The 23,068-nt window shown below is 63.9% G+C and carries 16 protein-coding genes and 2 pseudogenes; 5 read left to right on the forward strand and 13 right to left on the reverse strand.

Translation table 11 applies throughout. From position 1 onward, the window contains the following. Positions 1-6: 6 nt before the first annotated feature. Genes OC610_RS02825 through OC610_RS02865 form a run of 9 tightly spaced genes read right to left on the reverse strand, consistent with a single transcriptional unit; the run spans position 7 to position 9,258 of the window. Positions 7-768, reverse strand: a complete 762-nt coding sequence (locus tag OC610_RS02825; protein ID WP_264426400.1) for a 2-keto-4-pentenoate hydratase — start codon at positions 766-768, stop codon at positions 7-9. After that, positions 765-2,372 carry a bifunctional 3-(3-hydroxy-phenyl)propionate/3-hydroxycinnamic acid hydroxylase gene (locus tag OC610_RS02830; protein ID WP_264426401.1) on the reverse strand — a complete coding sequence of 536 codons (1,608 nt, stop codon included), beginning with the start codon at positions 2,370-2,372 and terminating at the stop codon, positions 765-767. Before OC610_RS02830 ends, OC610_RS02825 begins: the two co-directional genes overlap by 4 nt. Before the next feature lie 14 nt (positions 2,373-2,386). Further along, positions 2,387-3,238 carry an alpha/beta fold hydrolase gene (locus OC610_RS02835; protein WP_264426403.1) on the reverse strand — a complete coding sequence of 284 codons (852 nt, stop codon included), beginning with the start codon at positions 3,236-3,238 and terminating at the stop codon, positions 2,387-2,389. Positions 3,239-3,262: 24 nt separating this feature from the next. Continuing rightward, a complete protein-coding gene (locus OC610_RS02840; RefSeq protein WP_264426405.1) occupies positions 3,263-3,865 on the reverse strand; it encodes an amino acid synthesis family protein in 603 nt (200 codons plus the stop codon). A 14-nt stretch (positions 3,866-3,879) separates the two neighbouring features. Beyond that, the gene (locus OC610_RS02845) at positions 3,880-4,329 is read right to left on the reverse strand and encodes a VOC family protein (protein ID WP_217859683.1); all 450 of its coding nucleotides are present in this window, start codon (positions 4,327-4,329) and stop codon (positions 3,880-3,882) included. Positions 4,330-4,340: 11 nt separating this feature from the next. Further along, entirely contained in the window at positions 4,341-5,381 is a 1,041-nt protein-coding gene (locus tag OC610_RS02850; RefSeq protein WP_264426406.1) for a WD40/YVTN/BNR-like repeat-containing protein, read from the reverse strand. 13 nt (positions 5,382-5,394) lie between these two features. Further along, positions 5,395-6,189, reverse strand: a complete 795-nt coding sequence (locus tag OC610_RS02855; RefSeq protein WP_264426407.1) for an SDR family NAD(P)-dependent oxidoreductase — start codon at positions 6,187-6,189, stop codon at positions 5,395-5,397. A 26-nt stretch (positions 6,190-6,215) separates the two neighbouring features. Beyond that, entirely contained in the window at positions 6,216-7,706 is a 1,491-nt protein-coding gene (locus OC610_RS02860) for an aldehyde dehydrogenase family protein (RefSeq protein WP_264426408.1), read from the reverse strand. Positions 7,707-7,716: 10 nt separating this feature from the next. After that, positions 7,717-9,258, reverse strand: coding sequence for an acetolactate synthase large subunit (locus OC610_RS02865; RefSeq protein WP_264426409.1), 1,542 nt, complete (start codon positions 9,256-9,258; stop codon positions 7,717-7,719). A 275-nt stretch (positions 9,259-9,533) separates the two neighbouring features. Between OC610_RS02865 and OC610_RS02870 the strand changes: the two genes are divergently transcribed. After that, the gene (locus OC610_RS02870) at positions 9,534-10,286 is read left to right on the forward strand and encodes an IclR family transcriptional regulator (protein WP_264426410.1); all 753 of its coding nucleotides are present in this window, start codon (positions 9,534-9,536) and stop codon (positions 10,284-10,286) included. A gap of 155 nt (positions 10,287-10,441) precedes the next feature. Here the strand turns inward: OC610_RS02870 and OC610_RS02875 are convergent, their stop codons facing one another. The 4 genes from OC610_RS02875 to OC610_RS02890 all read right to left on the reverse strand — a co-directional run bounded on the left by OC610_RS02875 (position 10,442) and on the right by OC610_RS02890 (position 16,165). Continuing rightward, positions 10,442-11,767, reverse strand: coding sequence for an alginate export family protein (locus tag OC610_RS02875; RefSeq protein WP_264426412.1), 1,326 nt, complete (start codon positions 11,765-11,767; stop codon positions 10,442-10,444). 82 nt (positions 11,768-11,849) lie between these two features. Next, positions 11,850-13,199, reverse strand: a complete 1,350-nt coding sequence (locus tag OC610_RS02880) for an aminotransferase class III-fold pyridoxal phosphate-dependent enzyme (protein ID WP_264426413.1) — start codon at positions 13,197-13,199, stop codon at positions 11,850-11,852. 11 nt (positions 13,200-13,210) lie between these two features. After that, a complete protein-coding gene (locus tag OC610_RS02885) occupies positions 13,211-14,632 on the reverse strand; it encodes an aldehyde dehydrogenase family protein (RefSeq protein WP_264426414.1) in 1,422 nt (473 codons plus the stop codon). Between the two features lie 84 nt (positions 14,633-14,716). Next, positions 14,717-16,165, reverse strand: coding sequence for an APC family permease (locus OC610_RS02890; protein WP_264426415.1), 1,449 nt, complete (start codon positions 16,163-16,165; stop codon positions 14,717-14,719). A gap of 470 nt (positions 16,166-16,635) precedes the next feature. On the opposite strand from OC610_RS02890, the pseudogene OC610_RS29645 reads away from it, so the two are divergent. The 4 genes and pseudogenes from OC610_RS29645 to OC610_RS02905 all read left to right on the forward strand — a co-directional run. Continuing rightward, positions 16,636-17,829: pseudogene (locus tag OC610_RS29645) on the forward strand (PDC sensor domain-containing protein); the annotation flags it as partial. Between the two features lie 261 nt (positions 17,830-18,090). Further along, positions 18,091-18,687, forward strand: a pseudogene (locus OC610_RS29650) (methyl-accepting chemotaxis protein); the annotation flags it as partial. A gap of 100 nt (positions 18,688-18,787) precedes the next feature. Then, positions 18,788-19,957 carry an efflux RND transporter periplasmic adaptor subunit gene (locus tag OC610_RS02900; RefSeq protein ID WP_264426417.1) on the forward strand — a complete coding sequence of 390 codons (1,170 nt, stop codon included), beginning with the start codon at positions 18,788-18,790 and terminating at the stop codon, positions 19,955-19,957. Positions 19,958-19,960: 3 nt separating this feature from the next. Next, positions 19,961-23,056, forward strand: a complete 3,096-nt coding sequence (locus OC610_RS02905) for an efflux RND transporter permease subunit (protein ID WP_264426418.1) — start codon at positions 19,961-19,963, stop codon at positions 23,054-23,056. Positions 23,057-23,068: the final 12 nt, after the last annotated feature.

Consider the following 23,068-nt stretch of genomic DNA (forward strand, 5'->3'; position numbering starts at 1 on the left):
CGGCTCCTACAGGAAAATCAAAGCCAGTTCCATGCCAAGCATGTGCAAGCGGTATTCAGTGGTCTTGATGTCCAACGGTGCCAATAACGACCCGGAAAGCACCACCTGCCCCGCCTCGACACACTGCCCGTCCGCCAACAAGCGTCGGATCAACCAACACAGGTTCGCCACCGGCGTGTCCTCACGCTCCAGGATATTCCCTTCGCCGCATACCACCCCGTCGCATTCCAACCGATAGTCCACGTGGGGCAATTGATCAGCCGCGAACCTGACCCGCGGCCCCAGGCAGTAAAGCCCAGCGGCGGCATTGTCGGCCAGAAACGCCCCGACGCCGAAACGCCAGCCCTGCCACCGGCAATCGGCAATTTCGAATGCCGGCGCGATCTCGGACACGGCGGCGAGGATGTCCTCGTCGCTATAGAAGCCCGGCGCCAGCGTACGCCCCAGGACAAACGCCAGTTCGATTTCCAGCTTCGGCTGGATAAGCCGTGCAAGCGGCACCGAACTGCCGGGTTCCACGGCCATGGCATCGGTCAGCGCGCCCAACACCGGCTCATCGATACCAAAACGGTCCTGGGCGGCGCGGCCGGCAAAGGCGACTTTCCACCCGCTCAACCGCTCGCCGCTGGCCTGGCGTCGGCGCAATGCCTCGCGTTGCAAGGCATAACCCGTCGGCACGTCGTAAGCCTCTGGCACCAACGACGGCAACGCCTGTGCGGTCTGCCCGGCATCGTGAAGCCGGACCAACAGATCGTCATCCGGCCTCATGACAATTGCTCCGCCAGCTTGCGCAAGACACCGTCGAGCCTTTCCGGCGTGGTGATCGCCGCGACAAACCGATCCGGCCGCACTACCACGATGCAATCACGCACCTTGGCAAACCACTCGCCCAGGCGATTGTCGACGTCTTCGATGCAGATGACGCCGCTGGCCGACAAGGGTTGGTTGCGCCCCACACCGCTGCGCGAGCGATTGATCTGGATGAAGCGTGTACCCCAGCGCGCCCAGTAGGCGGCTGTGTCTTCACCCAGGTGCGCCGCGGGATTGACCCGATAACCGAGCACTGCATACGAGTGTCCCAGCACGTCGTCCAGATGCCGGCGCTGTCCCTGGGCATCTTCCACGGCCGGCTGGATGAACAGTTGCCCGACCAGATCATCCTCATGCAGCTCGGCACGCTCGTGATAGACCAGACCTTTGGTGATGGTCGCCTTGGGTTTGAATTTGAATTCGAGCAAGTGCGAGCGAAGGTTGTCGACGCTGTTCACGGCCTGGAACAGCCAGTCCCGCACGCCGGCCATCAGCGGGTTGGTCAGCCCCAACACCGCGCCCATGTTGTCGGCCAGCGCAATGAGATCCGTGGCATGGCCGCGACGCTCCTGATCGTAGCTGCCGAGGATCGACGGCGAGGCCCGGCCCTGGAGAATCGCCGCCAGCTTCCACGCCACATTGACCACGTCCCGCAAACCCGAATTGAGCCCCTGCCCGGCCCACGGCGGGGAAATGTGCGCCGCGTCGCCCACCAGGGCCACGCGACCTTCGACGAAACGCGCCGCCACGCGGGAATTGTGGGTGTAGGCGCGGATCCGGATGATCTCCAATTGATCAACCGCATCGCCGACATGCCCCCGGATCAACGTGCGGATCGTCGCCTCTTCGCACATGTGGGCCTCGTCCTCGCCCTCCAGCAGCATGAACTCCCAGCGCCGCTGCTGGTACGGCAAATAGATGCAGACGAAGGGCCGCTGGGGATCGGCGTGCAGCGCCGTGTAAGGCGCATCCAGGGTGTCGTTGGCGGTGTCGACCACCACCCATTTGCGCGGATGGGTCAGCCCCAGCAGCTCGATACCGAGTTTCTTGCGCACGCTGGACCGCCCGCCATCGGCGCCGATCACATATTGTGCGTGCAACTGATAAAGCTCACCGTGGGCATCGCGCACCTGCAAGGTCACGCCCTGCTCGTCCTGCTCCAGGTCGAGCATTTCATGGCCTTGGCGCAACTCGACACCCGAATGCCTGCCCAACTGCTCGCGCAAGGTCCCTTCAAGCAACTGCTGCATGAAAATGTTGCGCATCGGCCAGCCGTAGTGGGCCGTGCTCGGCTTGACCTCGGCAAAGCACACACCGCGGGCGTTGTAGTAACGCAGGGGCACGTTGCAGATCATGTCCCGCGCAACCAGCTCCGCGATGCCGATGCCTTGCAGCACGCGCAGCGCCTCATCATCCATGCCCACCGCGCGGGGATACGGCAGGATGCCCTCGGCCAATTCGAGGACGATGCAGTCGATGCCGTACAGCCCCATGTAATGCGCCGCCGTGATCCCGTTCGGGCCGCCGCCCACGATGACAACCTGGGTTTTGTCCTGCTTCATCGCTATTCACCGCTTTATTGTTGTAATTGCAAGAGTTGGTCGCGCAGGTAATCCGCGACGACCTGGTTGAACACTTCGCCCTGGTCGTCATGAACATAATGGCTGGCGTCGGCGATTTCCGCCGTTTGCACGCGCGGATTCGCCTCCTTCATGGCCTCCAGGGTTGCCAACGGGAGAAAATCCGAACGCGAGCCACGGATGAACAGCGTCGGGCAATCCAGCGCCCGCACCGCTGGCCACAGGTCAGTCGGCGTGATGCTCAGGCGCGCCTCGGCAATGCCTTTCTGGTCGTGACGCCATTCGATGCCTTCGGGCGTTTGCTTCATGGAGTAGGTCAACCGGGAGGCAAGACCGTCGGCCGACAAGCCCGGTCGCGATTGCCGCCAGAATTGCGCGGCGCTGTCCCAGTCTGGAAAGACCAGCGGCGTCTGGCTCATCTCCCGGCGAATACGCTCGGCGCCCTCGCCGCGGATCGACGAGCCGGGACCGATATCCTCGATCACCAGGGCGTGTAGCCGTCCGGGATTGAGCCGGGCGTATTCCAGGGCATTGGTGCCGCCGAGGGAATGCCCCACCAGGACAAAACGCTCCAGCCCCAGGTGCGCGACCCAATCTTCCAGGTCGCTCACATAGGCTTCGGTGCGATAGCTGGAAGCCTCGGCCCAATCGCTCTGGCCACGGCCGCGCTGGTCCAGGGCATGGCAGCAATAATGCTCGCCCAATGCATCGGCCAGGGGCGCCCAGGTCTGGGCATAGGAGCGTAGCCCGTGGAGCAGCAAGACCGGAACGCCGGATGGGTTGCCCCAGCGCACGTAATGCAGGCGCATCCCCGATCGATTGATGAAAAACTGGCTGTTTTCGGACATTGGTCATTCCCCGCGATCAGCGCCTCAATACAGGCCGTCATTGCCCTTGACGTCCGCCGCCTGCAAGCCGCCCAGGCGCGCATGCAAACGCCCGCGCGTGGCGAAGGCCCAGATGATGACCAACTCGTCCGCTGCGGGACCGTCGCCGAACGACAGCGAAATGCTGTCGTAGTGGGAACGGACGTACAGCGCGTCCTTGTGGGCCAGCGGCACGTCGATGGTCACGCCAGGGCCGCCCCGCTTGCCGGTGGACGGCACCCAGGACTTGCCGCCGCCCAGCGCGACCCGGATCGGATCCGCCGCCGGGTTGGTCAGCAACGCATTGCCATGCTCGTATTCGCCCTGGCTACCCACCAGGCACGCCTTGCCGTAGCTGACGATCTCGCGCTGCCCAGCCATTACCCGAATGCGTCGGCCAAACTCCTGGCCCAACAACGGCGAAGGCTCGACCAGCTCCGCCAGGCTTTCACTGAAACGGCCGGCATACGGGTTGGCGATCACCGCAGCGATGGCGTACTTGAACAGCGGCTCGCCATCGGCCAACTGGCCGGTTTCGTTGGCCAGGGTTTCCTCGACGAAGCTGTACCATTTGCGGAGGTGATAGCTGGCGAAATTCGCGGTTTTCATAACAGAAACCTCATTCAAAGTGGATCGAGATCGAAATGCCGGCTGGGGGCGCCAGCGGCCTTGAAGCGGGCCTTGCCGCGCGCGTCGTCGTGTTCGGACTCGAGGAAGAATTCCATGCGGTTGCCATCGGGGTCGTTGAAATACACGCCGTTGCCGATCTCGTGATCGGTGATCTTCACCACCTCGACGCCCTTGCTCAGCAACATGCCGTAGAGCTTGCGCAAGGTGGTCATGTCCCCGGCGATCTCCAACCCGTAGTGCTGCAACCCCAGGCCGCCCTGGTGGGCGCCGGGTTCTGCGCGGATCAAGGCAATGTCGTGGTGCTTGGCACCGAACGCCATCATGATCCAGCTTTCACCCCGGGCGCTTTCATGCATGCCCAGCACGTCGGCGTACCAACGTGCCGACACTTCAGGGTCGCTGACGAACAGCGACAGATGAGTACGAACGACTTCGACTTTCATCGCGCGGTACCTCAGTTCTTCTTGACGATGGATTGATGCCCGGACTTGATCTGCGCCACGGCGGGCGTCCACAGCACATCAGCGATTTCGCTGAATTCACGCCACTGCTTCTGCCAGCCGTCGCCACCGTTTTCGGAAGTGAACAGATGGCCGTACTTGGTGCCGGCGACAATCTGCCGAGGATTGGCCGGGTTCACGGCGATCGCCCAGACGCAGGAATTAGGTTGCTGCGGCAACGGCAGCACCTCCCAACTGACCGCGGCATCCCGCGAGACAAGCACTTTGCTGGTGGTCCCCGGGGTACCGTCGGAGATGCTCAGGTAGAGGGTGTCGTCGCTGCCCAACGGGGCGTTCATGGCGCGCACGTAATACAAACCGAAGGCTTCCCGGGCGATGATGCCGGTCCAGGTCTGCCCTTCGTCGAGGCTGCGGTAGACCGCGTTGACGCACACCACCACGATGACTTTTTGCCCGTGGTTGGGCAACACCAGGATGTTGTGCACGTCCGAATTGAAATCCCACAGCAAGCGGTCATCGACACGGGTCCAGCTATCGCCTCCGTCGCGACTGTGGAACAACCCGCCCTCTTCCAGGCCGAACCAGAGCTGGTTGCGATCCGTCGGGTCGTAGGCGAAGGCCAGCAAACGCGGCCGGCTGACGCCGTCGCAGAACTCTGGGATCTCCACCGGGGCACGGTCCCAGCTTTCGCCGCCGTCGAGGGTGCGCCACAGCACGGCGCGGGAAGGCGCGCCGGTGCCGACAAAAACGCGCTGGGCATCCTGGGGATCCACCGCGACTTTCCAGACGGTCTGCCCGTTGAATGGCGAATCCACCTGCAGCCAATGGCCGCCGGTATCCCGGCTGACGCACAGGCCGATATCGGTGCCGGCATAGATCACTTCAGGCATATCGGGATGGACACTCAGGGACCGGGTGATCGCATCGAATTCCAGGTCCTGGCCCAGCCCCAGGCGATGCCAGGTGCGGCCATCGTCGGCACTGCGGATAATCGCCTGCCCGACGGTGGCGACCAAAAGGGTTCCGTTACTCATCACGGGTTGCTCCTCAAATGAAGATGCCGCGGGTCAAGCCGCCATCGATGCCAATGGACTCCCCGGTCACGGCGCCGGCCTTGGGGGATGCGAGGAAGCCGATCAGCCAGCCCATTTCGATGGGCGCCAGGGTGCGCCGGATCGGCGTCGCGTCGATGTAGCCCTGCTCCACCTGCGCGGCCGTCTTGCCCTGCTTGACGCCTTCGCGTTCATACAGCTCCTGGATGTGCGGGGTGTCGACCACGCCGGGGTGGATCAGGTTGACGGTGATGCCGGCGGGGCCCAACTGGTCGGAGAGGGTCTTGGTCATGTGGGCGATGGCCAGGTTGCGCATGCCCGAGAGCACCTTGCTGCCGCGCCCGGTCAGGCCGCCGATGTTGATGATCCGCCCGAAGCCACCGGCCTTCATGTGCGAGGTCACGGCCTTGGCGCAGCGGAAATAGCCGATCACTTTGGTGTTGAGGTCCGAGAGCAATTCATCATCGCCGGCATGTTCGATGTCGTTGCGCACCACACCGGACGGGGCGGCGGCGCCGTTGACCAGGATGTCGATGCGACCGAAGTGCTGGTGAGCGGCCTCGACCATGTCGGACACCGCCGTCATCTGGTTGGTGTCACAGAACAGCGGCAATACCTCGTTACCGGTTTGCGCAGTGATTTCCTCGGCGGCCTGCTGGAGGTACTCCATGCGCCGCGCGCAGATCACCACCTTGCAGCCTTCCTGGGACAGGAAGCGCGCGACTTCCTTGCCGATGCCCATGCCACCGCCGGTGACGATCGCGACGCGGCCCTTCAATTCCAGATCCATAGCAGTTCCCCTTGTGATTATTCGGTTCAGGCCAGATCGACGAAGACACTTTTGGTTTCGGTGTAGGCATCGATCACGTTCTTGCTCATTTCCCGCCCCCAGCCCGATTGCTTGTAGCCACCAAATGGCGAAGCCGGGTCAACGACGTTCCAGCAGTTGATCCACACCGAGCCGGCCTTCAACTGCGCGGCCACGCGGTGGGCGGAACGCAAGTCACGGGTCCACAGGCCAGCGGCGAGGCCGTAAGGCGAGTCGTTGGCGCGCAGCACCAGTTCGTCGATGTCGGTCCAGCTCATGACGGTCAGCACCGGGCCGAAGATTTCTTCCCGGGCGACACAGGCGCGCTCGGCGCGGTCGAGAAATACGCTGGGGCGGATAAAGTGGCCGCGTTCAAGGTGGGCCGGTCGGTCGCCGCCGCAGATCAGCTCCGCGCCTTCCTCCTGGCCCCGCTGCAAGTAGCCACGCACCGTGCCCAGTTGCCGGGCCGAGACCAGCGGGCCCATGCTGCTGGCTTGATCCAGGCCGGGCCCGAGCACATGGGCGGCCGCATGGCGCTGGAGTTCTTCAAGTACCTGGTCGAGAACGCTGGCATGCACATACAGGCGCGATCCGGCGGTGCAGACCTGGCCCTGGTTGTAGAAGATGCCATCGGCGGCACCCTTGGCGGCGCGGACGATGTCGGCGTCCGGCAGGATGATGTTGGGGGACTTGCCGCCCAACTCCAGCGAGACCTTCTTCATGTTGCCAGTGGCCGCCTGGGCGATCAGCCGGCCGACCTGGGTCGAACCGGTGAAGGCGATCTTGTCCACGTCCGGATGCTGGGCCAGCGGTGCGCCGGTCTGGGCGCCGAGGCCGGTGAGCAGGTTGACTACCCCAGCCGGGAAACCGGCAGCCTCGATCAATTGCACCAGGCGAATCGCGACCAGGGGCGTCTGTTCGGCGGGCTTGAGCACCGCGACACAACCGGTCGCCAGCGCCGGGCCGAGCTTCCACACGCACATGGTCAGCGGGAAATTCCACGGCACGATCAGCGCGCAGACGCCCACCGGCTCGCGCAAGGTGTAGTTGAGCATCGGTGCGCCGCTGGCGGGCGATACGGGCAGCGTGCTGCCTTCGATCTTGGTCGGCCAACCGGCGAAGTAGCGAATGATGTTGGCGGCGCTGGCCGCTTCGCCCCGGGCTGTCGCGATCGGCTTGCCGTTTTCCAGGGTGATCAGTTGCGCCAGTTCTTCGCGATGCTGGTCGAGCAGTTCCGCCAGGCGAAACAACAGCAACCCACGCTGGGCCGGCGAATGCTGCGCCCAGGCACCGGTGAAGGCTGCACGGGCGGCGGCGACAGCGGCATCCACGTCACGCTCGCCGCCGGCGGCCACCTCGGTCAAGGGGTGTTCGGTTGCCGGGTTCTCCACGGCAAACCGGCGACCATCGGCCGCGTCCTGCCACGTGCCGCCGATAAAAAGGCGTCCGGGTTGCGACAGGAACTGCTCGACCGCAGGTAACAGTTGAATCTGACTCATATCCTCTTCCTCACAGCGCCATTTCAATCAGGCAAGGCCCACCATCGGCCTTGGCGTTGGCCAAGGCACGCTGCAACTCGCCGTTGGTGTGCACGGTGCTGGCCGGCAAGCCGTAGCCTCTCGCCAGGGCCTTCCAATCGATGCGTGGGCGATCCAGCACCGTCAGGCTCAGGGCTTCGGGACCCAACTCGGTCATGCCGAAGCGGCGCAGTTCGTTCTGCAAGATGGCGTAGCGGTGGTTGGCCGCGATCAGGATCACCACCGGCAGTTGCTCCCGGGCGATGCTCCACAAAGTCTGGATGGTGTATTGCGCACTGCCGTCCGATTGCAGGCAGAACACCTTGTTGCCGCGCTCGGCCATCGCGGCGCCAAAGCCCACCGGGATGCCCTGGCCGATGGCCCCGCCGGTGTTGGTCAAGACCCGATGCCGCGCGGCATGGGCCGAGGCGGTGAAGAATGGATAGCCGCACGTCCCGCCTTCCACCGACACGATGCTGTCGTCCGGCAACGAGGCGGCCAGTACCTGCCCGATCGACTGCGGCGTCAGTTCAGCCTCGGCGGCAGGCAATTCGATGCCCATCGACGTGGGCACATGGGCCGGTGCCTCAAGCGCATCGGCCAACGCGGTGAGCGCCCCGGCCACGTCGTCTCCCACCTCGGCCAAACACAGCAGGCGATCACGCTCGGCCAGCCGGGAGGCAATGCCTTCGTAGCCGAAATAGCTGATGGGTTCGGGGACGCCGGCGCACACCACCGCGTCGTATTGGTCGAGGATCTCGATGGCCACTTCGGGGAAGTACGGCAGGCGATCCAGGTCCGGCAGGCCGCCACCGCGATAACTCATGCGCGGGAAGGTCTCGGCGAACATCCGCACGCCCGCCAACTGGGCCAGGCGCCCCGCCGCTTCCAGGCCTGCGACGGACAAGCCTTGGTCGCCGACGATAAATACCAGGCGCCGGCCATCACGCAGGGCCTGGGCGACCGCCTCGATCCGGTCACCGGCAAAACGCCGAACCGGAGCCTGCAACGACGTGAATGCGCTTTCGTGTTGCACGGGATTGGCTTGCAGGTCCATGGGCAGGATCAGACTGGCGATCTGGCCCTTGGCTTGCCAGGCCGCACGCACCGCCTCTTGCAAATCCTCCCCGACGCCAGAGGCCGTGCGCGAAGTACGTACCCAGCCGGAGACACTGCCCGCCAACGCCTGGATATCACTGGCCAGCGGAGGATCGTAGTTGACGTGCCAGGACGCGTGATCGCCGATGACATTGACGATCGGGGTGTTGGCGCGACGGGCGTTGTGCAGGTTGGCAATGCCATTGGCAAAGCCTGGCCCCAGGTGCGTCAGGGTCATCGCCGGCTTGCCGGCAATGCGCCCGTAGCCGTCGGCGGCGCCGGTGCAGACCCCCTCGAACAACGACAACACCGGCTTGAGGGCTGGCGCACTGGCCATGGCCGCCACCAGGGGGATTTCGGTCGTCCCGGGATTGGCGAAGCAGTATTCGATACCGCTCGCCACCGCCGCCTTCACTATCAGTTGCGCACCATTCATTTCCAGCCCTCTTCATCGAGCGTTTGCAATGGCTGAGATTTATCACACAGAGAAATCGACAAAACAAGCTATTTTTTACTCATAAACTCGTATTTTGAGATTTATGTGTATTTCCGACGGATTTATTCCAGCCGATCAACTTGCATTTCTCAGATCTTGAGTTACCGTGACAGCGCGCTACAGACCGACCCTGCGGGCTTTTCATCATCGATGGGTCTACCTATAGTGCTCACCCAAACGGCCACCCACGCGCCACTCCACCCTTTAGGAGCGAAATGAGCAGCCTGAGCAAGATGCTGAGCGTCCTGGACCTCTTCGGCCCGGATCGACTGAAGATCGACCCCGACACCATTGCCGAGCGCATGGGCCTGTCCCGGGCGACCGTGTACCGCTACGTGAAGGACTTGTGTGACGCGGGCCTGCTGGTGCGAGTGGATGCCGGCAGCTATGGCCTGGGGCCGCGGATCATCGAGCTCGACTGGATGATGCGTCAGTACGATCCGATCCTCGTCGCCGGTCGCGAGCTGATGCACGAGCTGTCCGAACGAACCGGCCTGGCAGTGTTCGCCAGCGTTTTCTATGACGGCCACATCATCAACACCTACATCGCCGAGCCCGACGACACCTACCAGTTCTCGTTCGGCCGCGGCCATCCGTTACCGTTCTTTCGCGGCGCGCAGTCCAAGGTATTGATCGCGTTCCAGAAAGGTCGGCGCTTGCAGCGCCTGTTCGAAGAACACCTGGCCAACGAGCCCGACAATCCCTATGACTGGCCGGGTTTTTCCAAGGCGACGAAAAAGATCCGCAAGGACGGCTATTGCCTGACCCACGACGAACTCAACCAAGGGCTGACCGGTATCGCGGCACCGATCATCAACCCCGGACTCGACGAAGTGGTGGGCAGCCTTTCCGCCGTGGGCAGCACCGACAGCTTCAAATTGCTGCGCCAGGAGACCGTGATTGAAATGGTCGTCGAGACCACACGGCGGATTGCCGAGCGGATGCAGAATTTGCCCGCTGTCGGCTAACCATCGCGAGGGAGCTGTAGGAGCTGCCGAGCGTAGCGAGGCTGCGATCCTTTCGGCAGCCAAAGACTCAAGATCAAAAGATCAAAAGATCGCAGCCTTCGGCAGCTCCTACCAGGTTCCAACAGGAGCAACCTCGCCACCACAGGGTTGTCACTTCAAAACGGCACGGCCACCGTCACCTGGCTGTACACGTTGGTGCCATTGCCCGCCACTTGATTGCCCCCCGTCGTTGCATCCCTATCCGGCTTGTAGAGGCCGATCAGCGGCGTGACGACCAAGTGCTGGTTCACGGCCCACTCGGCATAGAAATCCAGCTCACGCGCATCCAGATTCAAGGCGCTGTCCTTGCGCACCGTGTTGAAATCGAAGTACAGCGCACCGAGGGTCAGGTTCTCCAATGGCGTGGCCTTCAAACCGACATGGTGAATGCCTGTGTTGCTGTTGAAGGGCCCGGCATAGTTGCCAGCGACCTCGCCCTGGAACCAGGTGCCGTAACCGGTGCTCTGGCCGGTGAACAGCGAGTCCCACTTTTGCGAATAACGGGTATAGCGATAGGTCAGTTTCGGCGCCCAGGCTATATCCGCGAAGGTGTAGCCAGCCTCGGCGTACCAGGCGTTCTGCGGGCCGGCGTCCTTGTCCTGCCAGGCGTACTCGAAGGCCAGGCTGGCGTTCTCGATACCGGCGTCGCCTTCACCGCGAATGCTATAGACGTCCATGCCCTTGCGTTGCCGCTGGAAATCGCTGGCCCAGCGGTCGTTTACATCAAGGCCATGGATCCAGGTCAACCCCAGTGTCCCGGCCTTGGCGGTGTAGTCCAGCGTGCCGGCAGCGAGTTCGGTTTCGGCCTGGGCGCGGTTGTCCGATTTAAGCCACACCACGCTGCCATGCAGGCCATCCTGCCCACCCAGGCGCAACACGGCGGTTTGATCGAACGCGTGCCGTGCAGCGAGGTAATAGGCGCCGCCACGATTCAAGCGCCCGTCGGCCGGGCCTTTGCCAAGGTTCGGCCCATCATCGTTGATCAGGAATCCCCTGCCCAACTTGACGATTTGGCGTCCGCCGGAAATATCGACACCATCCTGCCCCAGCAGCGGGAACAGATCGGCGGAGCGCCAGCCCAGGTAAGCGTCCTCGATTTTTGTCGTGCGCTCGCTGCCCAGCGTATTACCCGACGCGTCACCGTCGCCCCACGTGGCGGAACTGACCAGGCTGAAGGCGCCGTAGGCGGTGCCCTGCCCGGCGAGGCCCTGGTCGCCGCTCACGCCATATTTGATGAAGCCTTCGCGCCAGGTCGAACCGCCCGTCCTGCCGTCGTAGTTCTTGCGGCTGTTGAAGTGGCCGAACACCGCCAGCAGGTCGGCGTTGAGGTGAGTGTCGTCATCGGCATACAGCTCGTAAGCCTGGACCTGATTGGCGGCATAGAACGCCAACGTGCAGGCCAGGCCACTGCCGAAAAATCCCATACGCGATAGAGACCGCATGGCTTGAACTCCTTGAGGTGCGCCTTGACAGGCTGTTTTTATATTTGGAAGCCGGCACCGCAAACGGCACCGGCTAGCCGGGCTAGCGGCAGTTGGCGAGCGCGTCGTCCAGCGCGCCGACCATCATGCCGGCCTCGTCGGACGTGAGGGTCAGCGGTGGCGACAGGACGATCTTGTTGCCGATCGGGCGCACCAAGACGCCGGCGCGACGTGCATGCTCGGCAATCCGCGACGCCAGGCCGTTGGCTGGATCCAGCGGTTCGCGGGTGGCCTTGTTCGCCACCAGATCGAGGGCAATCATCAGGCCCTTGCCACGCGCTTCGCCGACCAGCGCATGGCGTTCGGCCAACGGCTGCAGTTGCTCCAGCAACTGGGCGCCAACCTTGCCGGCGTTGCCTGGCAAATCCTCTGCCTCAACGATGTCCAGCACCGCCAGCGCTGCGGCGCACGCCGTCGGGTGTCCGCTGTAGGTGTAGCCATGCATGATCACGCTGGTGAAACCCGGGCCGTTCTCGATGGCATCGACCATGCGCTGGTTGAACACCGTGGCGCCCATGGGGATGTAACCGGCGGTGATGCCCTTGGCCAGGCACAACACGTCCGGCGCGACGCCCCAGCCGCGACTGCCGAGCATGCAACCGGTGCGGCCGAAGCCGGTGACGACTTCATCGGCGATCAGCAGGATGCCGTGGCGATCGCAGACTTCGCGCAATTTTTTCCAATAATCGGCGGGGGGCACGATCACGCCGCCGGCGCCCTGCACGGGCTCGGCGATCAGCGCCGCGATGGTCTGGGCGCCGAGCAAGGCGATCTGGTCTTCCAACTGGCGAATGCAGTGGGCGGTCAGTTCCTGCGGGTCACGGCAGTCCCAGGGATTGCGGTACAGCCACGGCGTATCGAGCAAATGACAACCGGCCAACAGCGGCCCATGGTTGTAGTGATAGACGCCGTTGCCGCCCACCGAGGTGCCGCCCATGTGCACGCCATGGTAGCCATTGCGCAATGAAAGGAAGCGCGTGCGCCCTGGCTCACCACTGGCGATCCAGTATTGCCGGGCCATTTTCAGGGCCGTCTCGACCGCGTCCGAACCGCCGGAACTGAACAACACCCGCGCCATGTCTTCCTGGGCGAACATCGAAGTCAGCCGCTCGGCCAGGTCAAACACCCGTGGATGAGCGATGCCGTCAAAGGTCTGGTAATACGCCAACTCGTCCATCTGTGCGGCGATGGCCGCCTTCACGCAAGCGCGGTTATGCCCCACGTTCACGTTCCACAAGCCGCCGACTCCATCGAGCACGCGGTGGCCGTCGATATCGGTGATGTAGTTACCGTCGCCACGGGCGATGACCAATGTCTTGGAGCGGTTGGCCGGCGCCGATGAGCTCATCGGGTGCCAGAATTTCTTTTGCGCTGTCTTGTAGTGCTCGTACATGGTTGCAGTCCTCACTGTGTTTCACGCTTGCGTACGTACAGCAGTTGCTGGCCGGTGAATTCCAGCAACCCTTCAAGGCCGAACTCGACGCCGAACCCGGACATCTTGCTGCCACCAAATGGCGTGTTCGGTTGGATCTGCGCATGGCAGTTGACCCAGGCGACGCCGCTTTCAAGGCGACTGGCCAAGGCCTGGGCCTGGTCCACATCGCTGCCCCAGACCGAACCGCCCAGACCCATGTCGCCAGCGTTGGCGCGGCGCAGGACATCCTCGACGTCTCGGTAGGCAATCAGCGGCAACACCGGGCCGAACTGCTCTTCGTCCACCAGGCGCTGGCCGTCGCTGACATCGGCGACGAGGGTCGGCGGATAAAAGAAACCCGCTCGCTCCAGGCGTGCGCCGCCACACAGCACGCGCGCACCCCGGTTCCGGGCATCCGCCACCAGTGCTTCCACCAGCGCCAGTTGTTCAGCGTTTTGTACCGGACCGAAGGTGACTTCCGGCTCCAGGCCGTCGCCAACGACCTGGCGCGCGGCGATGAGTGTCAGTGCGTCGGCGAACGCCTCGTATTGGGATTGGTGCACATACAAGCGCTTGAGGGCGGCGCAGGTCTGCCCCATGTTGAGAAAGGCCGCCTGGAAAATCTCTTCGGCCACCGCCTCGACCGACGTGCCGGGCAGGACGATGGCAGCATCGTTGCCGCCCAGCTCCAGCGTTAGGCGCTTGAGATTCGCCGCAGCACCGCGCATCACGCTCTGGCCGGTGGCTGTCGAGCCGGTGAAGACAATTTTCTGAATACCGGCGTGGGCCGTGATCGCGCTGCCGAAACCCTGTTCACCCGTCACGACATTGATCACGCCCCGGGGCACATGACTGGCGATGATTTCCACCAGGCGCAGAGTGCTCAGGGGCGTCAGGCTCGACGGCTTGCTGATCACGCAATTACCGGCACGCAGCGCCGGCATGATGTGCCAGACGGCAATCATGAATGGCCAGTTCCAAGGCGTGATCGAAGCCACGACACCTAGAGGCTTGCGGTGCAGCTCGATGCGCTGGGTCGGGGTGTCTTCCACCAGCTCCACCGGGATCTGCTGCTCGGCGGCATAACGCGTCCAGGCCGCCGCGCCCATGACTTCAGAAAACGCCAGCGCCAGCGGCTTGCCTTGTTCGAGGACGATGAGCCGGGCCAGCGCGTCGGCGTCCTGCTCGATGTCCGTCGCAATATTCAGCAGACGTTGGCGGCGATCTTCATGGGTGCTGTGCCGCCACTCGACAAAGGCCGATTGCGCCGCCTCGACCGCGCGGTCCAGTTGGCCCAGGGAACCGGCCGGGCATCGGGCGAACGCAGCGCCCGTCGCCGGGTTGACCACATCGAAATGGCCGTTTTCACCGTCGACCCGCACCCCGTTGATGAGCATTTGATAATCGTGCATGGAACCTTCCTTTCACGCGCCGCCGGACCGTCCCGAACGACAGCGCAGTTGTTTTTTGTGTGGTGTGAAGCGCTCGCGTGGTGGCTAGAGCTTGTGGCTACCCAGCGCCGCGAATCGCTCCGGCGAGACCTTGCGCAAGCGCACGGCGAGGAACACGCCGACGAGCAGCGCGACAGGAATGACGGCGCAGAGACCGTAGGACAGGCGCTGGCTGGCGCCTGTGAGCACATCGAAATGCACCACGGCCAGGGCCAGCACCGCGAGCAAGGCCAGGCACGCAAAGCCCGGAAGAATCCGACCGCGCCAAAGCCCCAGCTTCAATTCCGGGTGGCTTCGGAAGTAGACGAACACCGCCGCCGAGGTCAGGGCCATGAGCAGGATCACGCAGAGGGTGGCCAGGTTGGAAAACCAGGCGAACAACTGCAGGATCGGGTCGGCGTCCAGCGCGGCGAAGATCAGCACCACCACGGCGGCGATCAGGCTTTGCAGGACCGAGCCCATGTGCGGGCTCTGGTGTACGCGATGGGTGGTGCCCAAGCGGCTGTGCAGCAAGCCGTCACGGCCGATGGCATAGAAATAACGCGCCGCGGCATTGTGGAACGCCAACAGCCCGGCGTAGATGCTGACCATGAACAGCACCCGGATGATCTGGGTCAGGTGCGGGCCGACAAAGTGATCGGACAGGCCGTAGATGAACGTGGTCGGGTCCTGCAAGGCTTGCAGCGTCGGTACGATCTTGTCGGCCCCAACCCCCACGATCATCGACCAGACCGACAGCGCATAGAAGCCCCCAATCAACAGCACGGAGCTGTAGGTGGCGATGGGAATCGTGCGGTGCGGATTCCTCGCCTCTTCTCCGTAGATCGTCGTGGCTTCGAAGCCGATGAACGCCGCGAAACAGAACAGCAGGCCGATGGATGGCGTGCCGCTGAAGACGTGGCTGCGGTCGAACGAATCGAGATTGATGCCGCTGTCGCCACCGATCTTGAGGATGGCGAAATCCAGCGTCAGGATCGCCAGGTACTCGGCGATCACCACCACAGAGAGCACGCGGGCCGATAAGTCGATCTTGCGATAACCGAGGATCGCAACGCTCACCATCGCCAGCAGCGAGTACGTCCACCACGGCAAGTCCAGGCCGAAGACACTGGCCATCGTGCCGCTGACCACGCCGCCGAACATGCCGTACAGGCCGACCTGGAGAATGTTGTAGGCAAACATCGCCAACACCCCCGCCGCGCCACCGGCCAAGCCACCCAGACCGCGAGAGGTGAAGGCGTAGAAGCCACCGGCGTTGGTCATGTGCCGGGACATGGCGGTGTAGCCCGCCGAAAAGGCCAGCAACACCAACAGCGCCAGCAGCAACAGCACAGGTGTGCCGGCGCCATTGCCAAGCATGATGCCGATGGGGAAGCCGCCGGCGATGACGCTCAAGGGACTGGCCGCCGATATTACGAAGAAGATGATGAAGCCGACACCCAGTGCGCCGCGCTTCAACTCCGTCGAGCTGCTGATCGGGAAAGATACGCTCATTGTTCTTGACCTTATTGTATGAGGCAGTGGCTGCTGGATCGGAGCCGGCCCGCTTCGCCGGCTTCCAGAATCTTGTTGTTCTGCTTGCACGCTGGTTTCGATGCTATGCCCTTGCCAAAACCCTTCGCTATCCCAAAACGGCAGCATCAAAAACAGTGCCCCAAAACAGATCAGTCCCTATGGGGATGAACCCGTGGCGAGGGAGCTTGCTCCCGCTGGCCTGCGCAGCAGGCCCCAAAAAGCGGGGCCGCTTCGCGACCCAGCGGGAGCAAGCTCCCTCGCCACGGGTTCTTCGTATCCTTCGGGGCCGGTGTTTTCTTGGGTGACGCGGATTAGCCCAAATGACAGCTCACAACCGCTGCCGATTCGGGATAACGGAGAGGCGCTTCCTGCCGCAAGATAACCTTGCCCACCCTTCAGACAGGGCTGGGCTCACAACAATAAAAGTCCCCCGCGCAGGAAACCCCAGCATGTTTTTCGCTCGTCTCTCCATCCAATGGCGGATCACCCTTCTGAGCGGCCTGAGCCTGCTCGCGGTCGTCGGGGCATTGACCGGTGCCTCGCTGTATCAGAACCAGCAAGGCGCCACGCTGCTGAAACGGCAAAGCAGCCAGCTACTCGGACAATCGGCGTTGGAGGGCCTGCAAGCACAGGCCTTGGCCCACGGTCAGCGGGTTGAGCGCTTTTTCAGCGAAACGGCGGTTTATGGCGAAGGTTTTGCCCAGCAGGTGCTGCAACTGCGCGCCCAGGCGCAGAACGGACGATTGACGGCCGCGCAACTGCGCCACGACCTGATTGGCCTGACTCGCGAGGCGCTGCTCAAGCGTGAGAAAGTCCTCGGTTTCTATGTCGTGCTGCTGCCCGACGCCCTGGCGACCGAGGATGCCAGCTTTGCCGGACAGCGCGACCTCGCCAGCAACGAAAAAGGCCGCTTTGCCCTGTACTGGTCGCAAAGCCAGCCCGGGCACCTGGTGCAGGAAGTGCTCAGCGAAGCCCAGATCAGCGCCAACACCGCGCCACCGGGCAGCGAGCCGGAAAACGCCTGGTACGTCTGCCCGCAAAACCAGGGGCATACCTGCGTGACGGAGCCCTACGCGATTGAAGTCGAAGGCAAGCAGACCTTGATGAGCAGCATCTCCATACCACTGCTGGACCAAGGCAAAGTCATCGGCGTGGTGGGCATGGACATCAGCCTCGATACCCTCCAGCAACTCGCCGCCAGCCTGGCGAACGACCTGTATCCCGGCCACAGCGAGGTCAGCATCCTCTCCCCGTCGGGGCAAGTGGCCGGCCACAGCGGCGCCGTGACGGAGGCCTCCATCGACGTGCACCAAGCCGTGCAGACCGCCGTGGCAAGCCACCCCTGGCAACTGCAGATCCGCGTGCCGGAAGCGCTCGTGCAAGCGCCCGCCCTGCACATGCAGGCGCAGCTCGACGACAAGCATCGCCAGTCGAACTGGTTCAACCTCAGCCTGGGACTGCTGGCTGCCGGCCTCGGGCTGCTGCTCATCTGGCTCACCGCCTACGGCGTGACACGGCCATTGTTGCGGGTGGCTCATATGCTCGACGCCATTGTCGAAGGTGACGGCGACCTCACCCAGCGCCTGCCCGACGAACGCCACGATGAACTCGGTCAGTTGGCGCGCGGCTTCAACCGATTCCTCGACAAGCTCCAGCCGATCATCCGGGATATCCAGCAAGCGTCCCGGGACACTCGGGACACCGCCGACACGTCTGCGCGGGTCGCCGGAGAAGTCAGCGCAGGCATGCAGCAGCAGTACCGGGAAGTCGAACTGGCGGCGACCGCCTTGCACGAGATGAGCGCCAGCGCCCAGGAAGTGGCGCGCCACTCCCACCAGGCTGCCGATGCCGCAACGGTGGCGGAAAATGCCAGCCGATCGGGACAGGAGATGTTCGCCAACGCCGTCAGCAGCATCGACGCCCTCGACCGGCGCCTGGAGGCAACGCTTGGGCAGGTCAAGGCACTGGCGGACAACAGCCAGCAGATCAGCCAGGTGCTGGATGTGATTTGCGCCATTGCCCAGCAGACCAACCTCTTGGCCCTGAACGCCGCCATCGAAGCAGCTCGGGCGGGCGAACAGGGACGTGGCTTCGCGGTGGTGGCCGATGAAGTCCGGCATTTGGCGAGCAACACCCAGAATTCCGTCGAGCAGATCCGCACGGTGATCGAAGCCTTGCAGCAGCTGAGCCAGGACGTGGTACTCAGCACCCAGTCGAGCCGGGAACTGGCCAGGGGCAGCGTCGTTCACGTCGAACACACCCATGGCGCGCTGCAGCACATCACCCAGGCCGTGGAAGTGATCGAACAGATGAACCAACAGATCGCCAGCGCGGCCCTGGAGCAAAGCTCAGTGGTGGAAGACATCAGCCACCGCGTCAGCGGCATTCGTGGCATCAGCGAAACCCTGGCCGGCCGGATGCAGGAAGCTTCCCAGGCGAGTCACACGCTGCACGCCATGGCCAACCACCAGCAGGAGTTGGTGGGGCATTTTCAGATTTGATTCCAGGGGCGTTACACAATTTCACAGAGCCGCTACAAAGCTTAACCCCTGTCATCGGCCCGGTTCCCTACCATGGACGGTTCAATAGTGGGGAAGCACCATGTCCAAGAAACCTGCCGTCACGCTGGGCCTGTTGATCGGTGCGCTGTTGCTCAGCGGCTGTGATGACACCTCGACCTCGGAAGAATCCGCGCCGCCGGCCAGCGTGCGTATCGAGACCGTCCAGGCTCGATCGCTGTCCATCAGCAACGAGCTGAGCGGCCGGATCGCCGCACCGCGGGTGGCCGAAGTCCGCGCCCGGGTCGCCGGCGTGGTCTTGCAGCGGGTCTACCGCGAAGGCAGCGACGTCAAGCAGGGGCAAGTACTGTTTCGCATCGATCCGGCGCCGTTCAAGGCCGACCTGGACAGCGCCGAGGCGGCGTTGCGCAAGGCCGAGGCCAACGCATTCCAGGCCCGGTTGCAGGCGCAGCGCTATGCCCAGTTGATCGATGACCAGGCCGTCAGCGGCCAGGACTATGACAATGCCCGGGCCAACGTGCGCCAGACGGCCGCCGATGTCGCCGCCAACAAGGCCGCCGTGGAACGCGCCAAGCTGAACCTCGGGTACGCCACGGTGACCGCGCCGATTTCCGGGCGCATCGGTCGGGCCCTGGTGACCGAAGGTGCGCTGGTGGGGCAGAACGAGACCACGCCATTGGCACTCATCCAGCAACTGGACCCGATCCACGCCGACCTTACCCAATCGACCCGTGAACTCAACGACCTGCGCCGCGCCTTTCGCGCCGGCCAGTTGCAAGCGGTCGGCCGGGACCAGGCCAAAGCCACCCTGATCCAGGACGATGGCAGCCCCTATCCGCTGCCCGGCAAGTTGCTCTTCACCGACCTCAGCGTCGACCCAGGCACCGGCCAGATCACCCTGCGCAGCGAGTTCCCCAACCCCGACCTGGACCTGCTGCCTGGCAGTTTCATCCGGGTGCGCCTGGAGCAGGCAGTGAACAGCCAAGGCATCACCGTGCCGCAACGGGCGATCCTGCGTGACAGCGCGGGCATCGCCCAGGTGCTGCTGCTGGACGCCGAGCAGAAGGTCAGCCAGCAACCGGTGCAACTCGGCGCGGCACAACACGATCGCTGGATCGTCACTGAGGGTTTGAAGCCGGGCGACCGCATCGTCGTCGAGGGTGTCCAGCACGCTCGCCCCGGTGAAAAAGTCCAGGTCGATGACTCCCCTCTTCCCCTCGCCCAGGTTCCCGGGCCACAGGCAGGACGCTAATCCATGCCGCAATTTTTCATCGGCCGCCCGGTGTTCGCCTGGGTCGTCGCGCTGTTCATCCTCCTGGCCGGGATCCTGGCCATTCCACAACTGCCGGTGGCGCAATACCCGGTCGTGGCGCCGCCGCAAATCGAGATCTACGCGGTGTACCCGGGCGCGTCGGCGCAGACCATCGACGAGAGCGTGGTCAGCCTGATCGAGGAAGAACTCAACGGCGCCGACAACCTGCTGTATTTCGAATCCCAGAGCAGCCTCGGCAGCGCCACGATCACCGCGACGTTCCAACCGGGCACGAACCCTGAATTGGCCCAGGTCGATGTGCAGAACCGCCTCAAGGCGGTGGAGTCGCGCCTGCCGCAAGCGGTGACCCAGCAGGGCTTGCAAGTGGACAAGGTCTCCGCCGGTTTCCTGTTGCTGATCACCCTCACCTCCAGCGACGGCAAGCTCGATGACGTGGCGCTCAGCGACTATCTGGCGCGCAACGTGATGAACGAGATCAAGCGCCTGGACGGCGTGGGCAAGGCCCAGTTGTACGGCGCCGAGCGGGCCATGCGGATCTGGATCGATCCGCGCAAGCTGGTGGGTTTCAACCTGACCCCGGCGGACGTCAACGCCGCCATCGTCGCACAGAACGCCCAGGTCTCGGCCGGCAGCCTCGGCGACCTGCCGAGCCGCAGCACCCAGGAAATCACCGCGACCATCGTCGTCAAGGGCCAGCTCTCGACGCCGCAGGAATTCGCCGACATTGTGCTCAAGGCCAACCCCGACGGTTCGACGGTGCGCATCGCCGATGTCGCGCGGGTGGAAATCGGCAGCCAGGAATACCAGTTCTCCACGCGCCTGAACGGCAAGCCGTCGACTGCCGTGGCGGTGCAGTTGTCGCCGGGCGCCAATGCGTTGAACACCGCCACCCTCGTACGGGCGAAGATGGACGAGCTGGCGCGCTACTTCCCGGCCGGCGTGGAATACAAGATCCCCTACGACACGTCGCCGTTCGTCAAAGTCTCGATCACCAAGGTGGTCTATACCCTCGGCGAGGCGATGTTGCTGGTGTTCGCGGTGATGTTCCTGTTCCTGCAGAACATCCGCTACACGCTGATCCCGACGCTGGTAGTGCCGGTGGCGCTGATGGGCACCTTCGCGACGATGCTCGCCCTGGGCTTTTCGATCAATGTGCTGACCATGTTCGGCATGGTCCTGGCCATCGGCATCCTGGTGGACGATGCCATCGTGGTGGTGGAGAACGTCGAGCGGATCATGGCCCAGGAAGGCCTCTCTCCCAAGGACGCGACGCGCAAGGCCATGGGCCAGATCACCGGGGCGATCATCGGCATCACCCTGGTGCTGGTGGCGGTGTTCATTCCGATGGCGTTCATGCAGGGCTCGGTGGGGGTGATCTACCAGCAGTTTTCGTTATCGATGGCGACGTCGATCCTGTTTTCGGCGTTTCTCGCCCTGACCTTGACCCCAGCCCTGTGCGCGACCCTGCTCAAGCCGATCGCGCCAGGCGATCACCACGCCAAACGCGGGTTCTTCGGTGCGTTCAACCGCGGCTTCGATCGATTCGGGGACCGCTACCACGGTTGGGTGGCCTACGCAGTAAGACGCAGCGGCCGTTATCTGTTGATCTACGGCGTGCTGCTGGTGGGCATGGGCCTGCTGTTCAGTCGCCTGCCCTCCTCATTCCTGCCGGTGGAAGACCAGGGCTACACCATCACCGACATCCAGTTGCCGCCGGGCGCGAGCAAGAACCGCACGGTACAGGTCGTCGAACAGATCGAGGCGCACAATGCCGGCGAGCCCGGCGTTGGCGACAGCACGGTGATCCTCGGCTTCAGCTTCTCCGGCAGCGGGCAGAACGCGGCCCTGGCGTTCACCACACTGAAGGATTGGTCGCAGCGCGGCGGCGATGATTCGGCGGCGTCCATCGCCGATCGCGCCAACCAGGCCTTCGGCGCGATCAAGGACGCCATGGTCTTCTCGGTGCTGCCGCCGCCGGTGGACGGCCTCGGTACTTCCAGCGGTTTCGAGTTTCGCTTGCAGGACCGCGGCGGCCTCGGCCATGCCACGCTGATGCAGGCCCGCAGCGAGCTGCTCGCCGCCGCCGAAAAAAGCCCGGTGCTGATGAACGTGCGCGAAAGTGCCCTGGCGGAAGCGCCGCAGGTGCAACTGGAGGTGGATCGCAAGCAGGCGAATGCCTTGGGGATTTCCTTTGCCGACGTCGGTGGCGTGCTGTCCACGGCGGTGGGCTCGGCCTACATCAACGACTTCCCGAACCAGGGGCGCATGCAGCGCGTGGTGGTCCAGGCCGAAGGCGACCAGCGCAGCCAGGTCGAGGACCTGCTGAAGATCCACGTGCGCAACAGCAATGGACAAATGGTGCCGCTGTCGGCGTTCGTCCAGGCCCGCTGGACCCAGGGGCCGGCGCAACTGACCCGCTACAACGGCTATCCGGCGGTGAGCATTTCCGGCGAACCGGCACCGGGCTACAGCACCGGGCAAGCCATGGCCGAAATCGAACGGTTGGTCGCCCAGGGACCAAAAGGCATGGGCCAGGAATGGACCGGCCTGTCGTTGCAGGAACGCTTGTCCGGCAGCCAGGCGCCAATCCTGCTGGGCCTGTCGCTGCTGGTGGTGTTCCTGTGCCTGGCGGCGCTGTACGAGAGTTGGTCGATCCCGACCTCGGTGTTGCTGGTGGTTCCGCTGGGCGTGCTTGGTGCGGTATTGGCGGTGTCGTTGCGCGGCATGCCCAACGACGTGTTCTTCAAGATCGGGCTGATTACCATCATCGGCCTGTCGGCGAAAAACGCGATCCTGATCATCGAATTCGCCAAGAGCCTGTACGACGAAGGCCACGACCTGGTCGACGCCACGCTCCAGGCCGCGCGCCTGCGCTTGCGGCCGATCATCATGACCTCGTTGGCGTTCATCCTCGGCGTGGTCCCGCTGGCGATCGCCACGGGGGCCAGCTCGGCGAGCCAGCAGGCCATTGGCACCGGCGTGATCGGCGGGATGATCACGGCCACGCTGGCGGTGGTGTTTGTCCCGGTGTTCTTCGTGGTGGTGATGAAGCGCGTCACGCGTCGCAAATCCGATTGAGGGTTGGCGGCG

This window comes from Pseudomonas agronomica (genome assembly GCF_025917275.1).
Classification (GTDB): Bacteria; Pseudomonadota; Gammaproteobacteria; order Pseudomonadales; family Pseudomonadaceae; genus Aquipseudomonas; species Aquipseudomonas agronomica.

Excerpts from the sequence above, each read along its gene's own strand:
- OC610_RS02905 (WP_264426418.1), top strand. The coding sequence starts at position 19,961 with ATGCCGCAATTTTTCATCGGCCGCCCGGTGTTCGCCTGGGTCGTCGCG.
- OC610_RS02845 (WP_217859683.1), bottom strand. The coding sequence starts at position 4,329 with ATGAAAGTCGAAGTCGTTCGTACTCATCTGTCGCTGTTCGTCAGCGAC.
- OC610_RS02870 (WP_264426410.1), top strand. The coding sequence starts at position 9,534 with ATGAGCAGCCTGAGCAAGATGCTGAGCGTCCTGGACCTCTTCGGCCCG.
- OC610_RS02865 (WP_264426409.1), bottom strand. The coding sequence starts at position 9,258 with ATGAATGGTGCGCAACTGATAGTGAAGGCGGCGGTGGCGAGCGGTATC.
- OC610_RS02850 (WP_264426406.1), bottom strand. The coding sequence starts at position 5,381 with ATGAGTAACGGAACCCTTTTGGTCGCCACCGTCGGGCAGGCGATTATC.
- OC610_RS02875 (WP_264426412.1), bottom strand. The coding sequence starts at position 11,767 with ATGCGGTCTCTATCGCGTATGGGATTTTTCGGCAGTGGCCTGGCCTGC.
- OC610_RS02835 (WP_264426403.1), bottom strand. The coding sequence starts at position 3,238 with ATGTCCGAAAACAGCCAGTTTTTCATCAATCGATCGGGGATGCGCCTG.
- OC610_RS02900 (WP_264426417.1), top strand. The coding sequence starts at position 18,788 with ATGTCCAAGAAACCTGCCGTCACGCTGGGCCTGTTGATCGGTGCGCTG.
- OC610_RS02860 (WP_264426408.1), bottom strand. The coding sequence starts at position 7,706 with ATGAGTCAGATTCAACTGTTACCTGCGGTCGAGCAGTTCCTGTCGCAA.
- OC610_RS02885 (WP_264426414.1), bottom strand. The coding sequence starts at position 14,632 with ATGCACGATTATCAAATGCTCATCAACGGGGTGCGGGTCGACGGTGAA.
- OC610_RS02855 (WP_264426407.1), bottom strand. The coding sequence starts at position 6,189 with ATGGATCTGGAATTGAAGGGCCGCGTCGCGATCGTCACCGGCGGTGGC.
- OC610_RS02825 (WP_264426400.1), bottom strand. The coding sequence starts at position 768 with ATGAGGCCGGATGACGATCTGTTGGTCCGGCTTCACGATGCCGGGCAG.
- OC610_RS02840 (WP_264426405.1), bottom strand. The coding sequence starts at position 3,865 with ATGAAAACCGCGAATTTCGCCAGCTATCACCTCCGCAAATGGTACAGC.
- OC610_RS02890 (WP_264426415.1), bottom strand. The coding sequence starts at position 16,165 with ATGAGCGTATCTTTCCCGATCAGCAGCTCGACGGAGTTGAAGCGCGGC.
- OC610_RS02830 (WP_264426401.1), bottom strand. The coding sequence starts at position 2,372 with ATGAAGCAGGACAAAACCCAGGTTGTCATCGTGGGCGGCGGCCCGAAC.
- OC610_RS02880 (WP_264426413.1), bottom strand. The coding sequence starts at position 13,199 with ATGTACGAGCACTACAAGACAGCGCAAAAGAAATTCTGGCACCCGATG.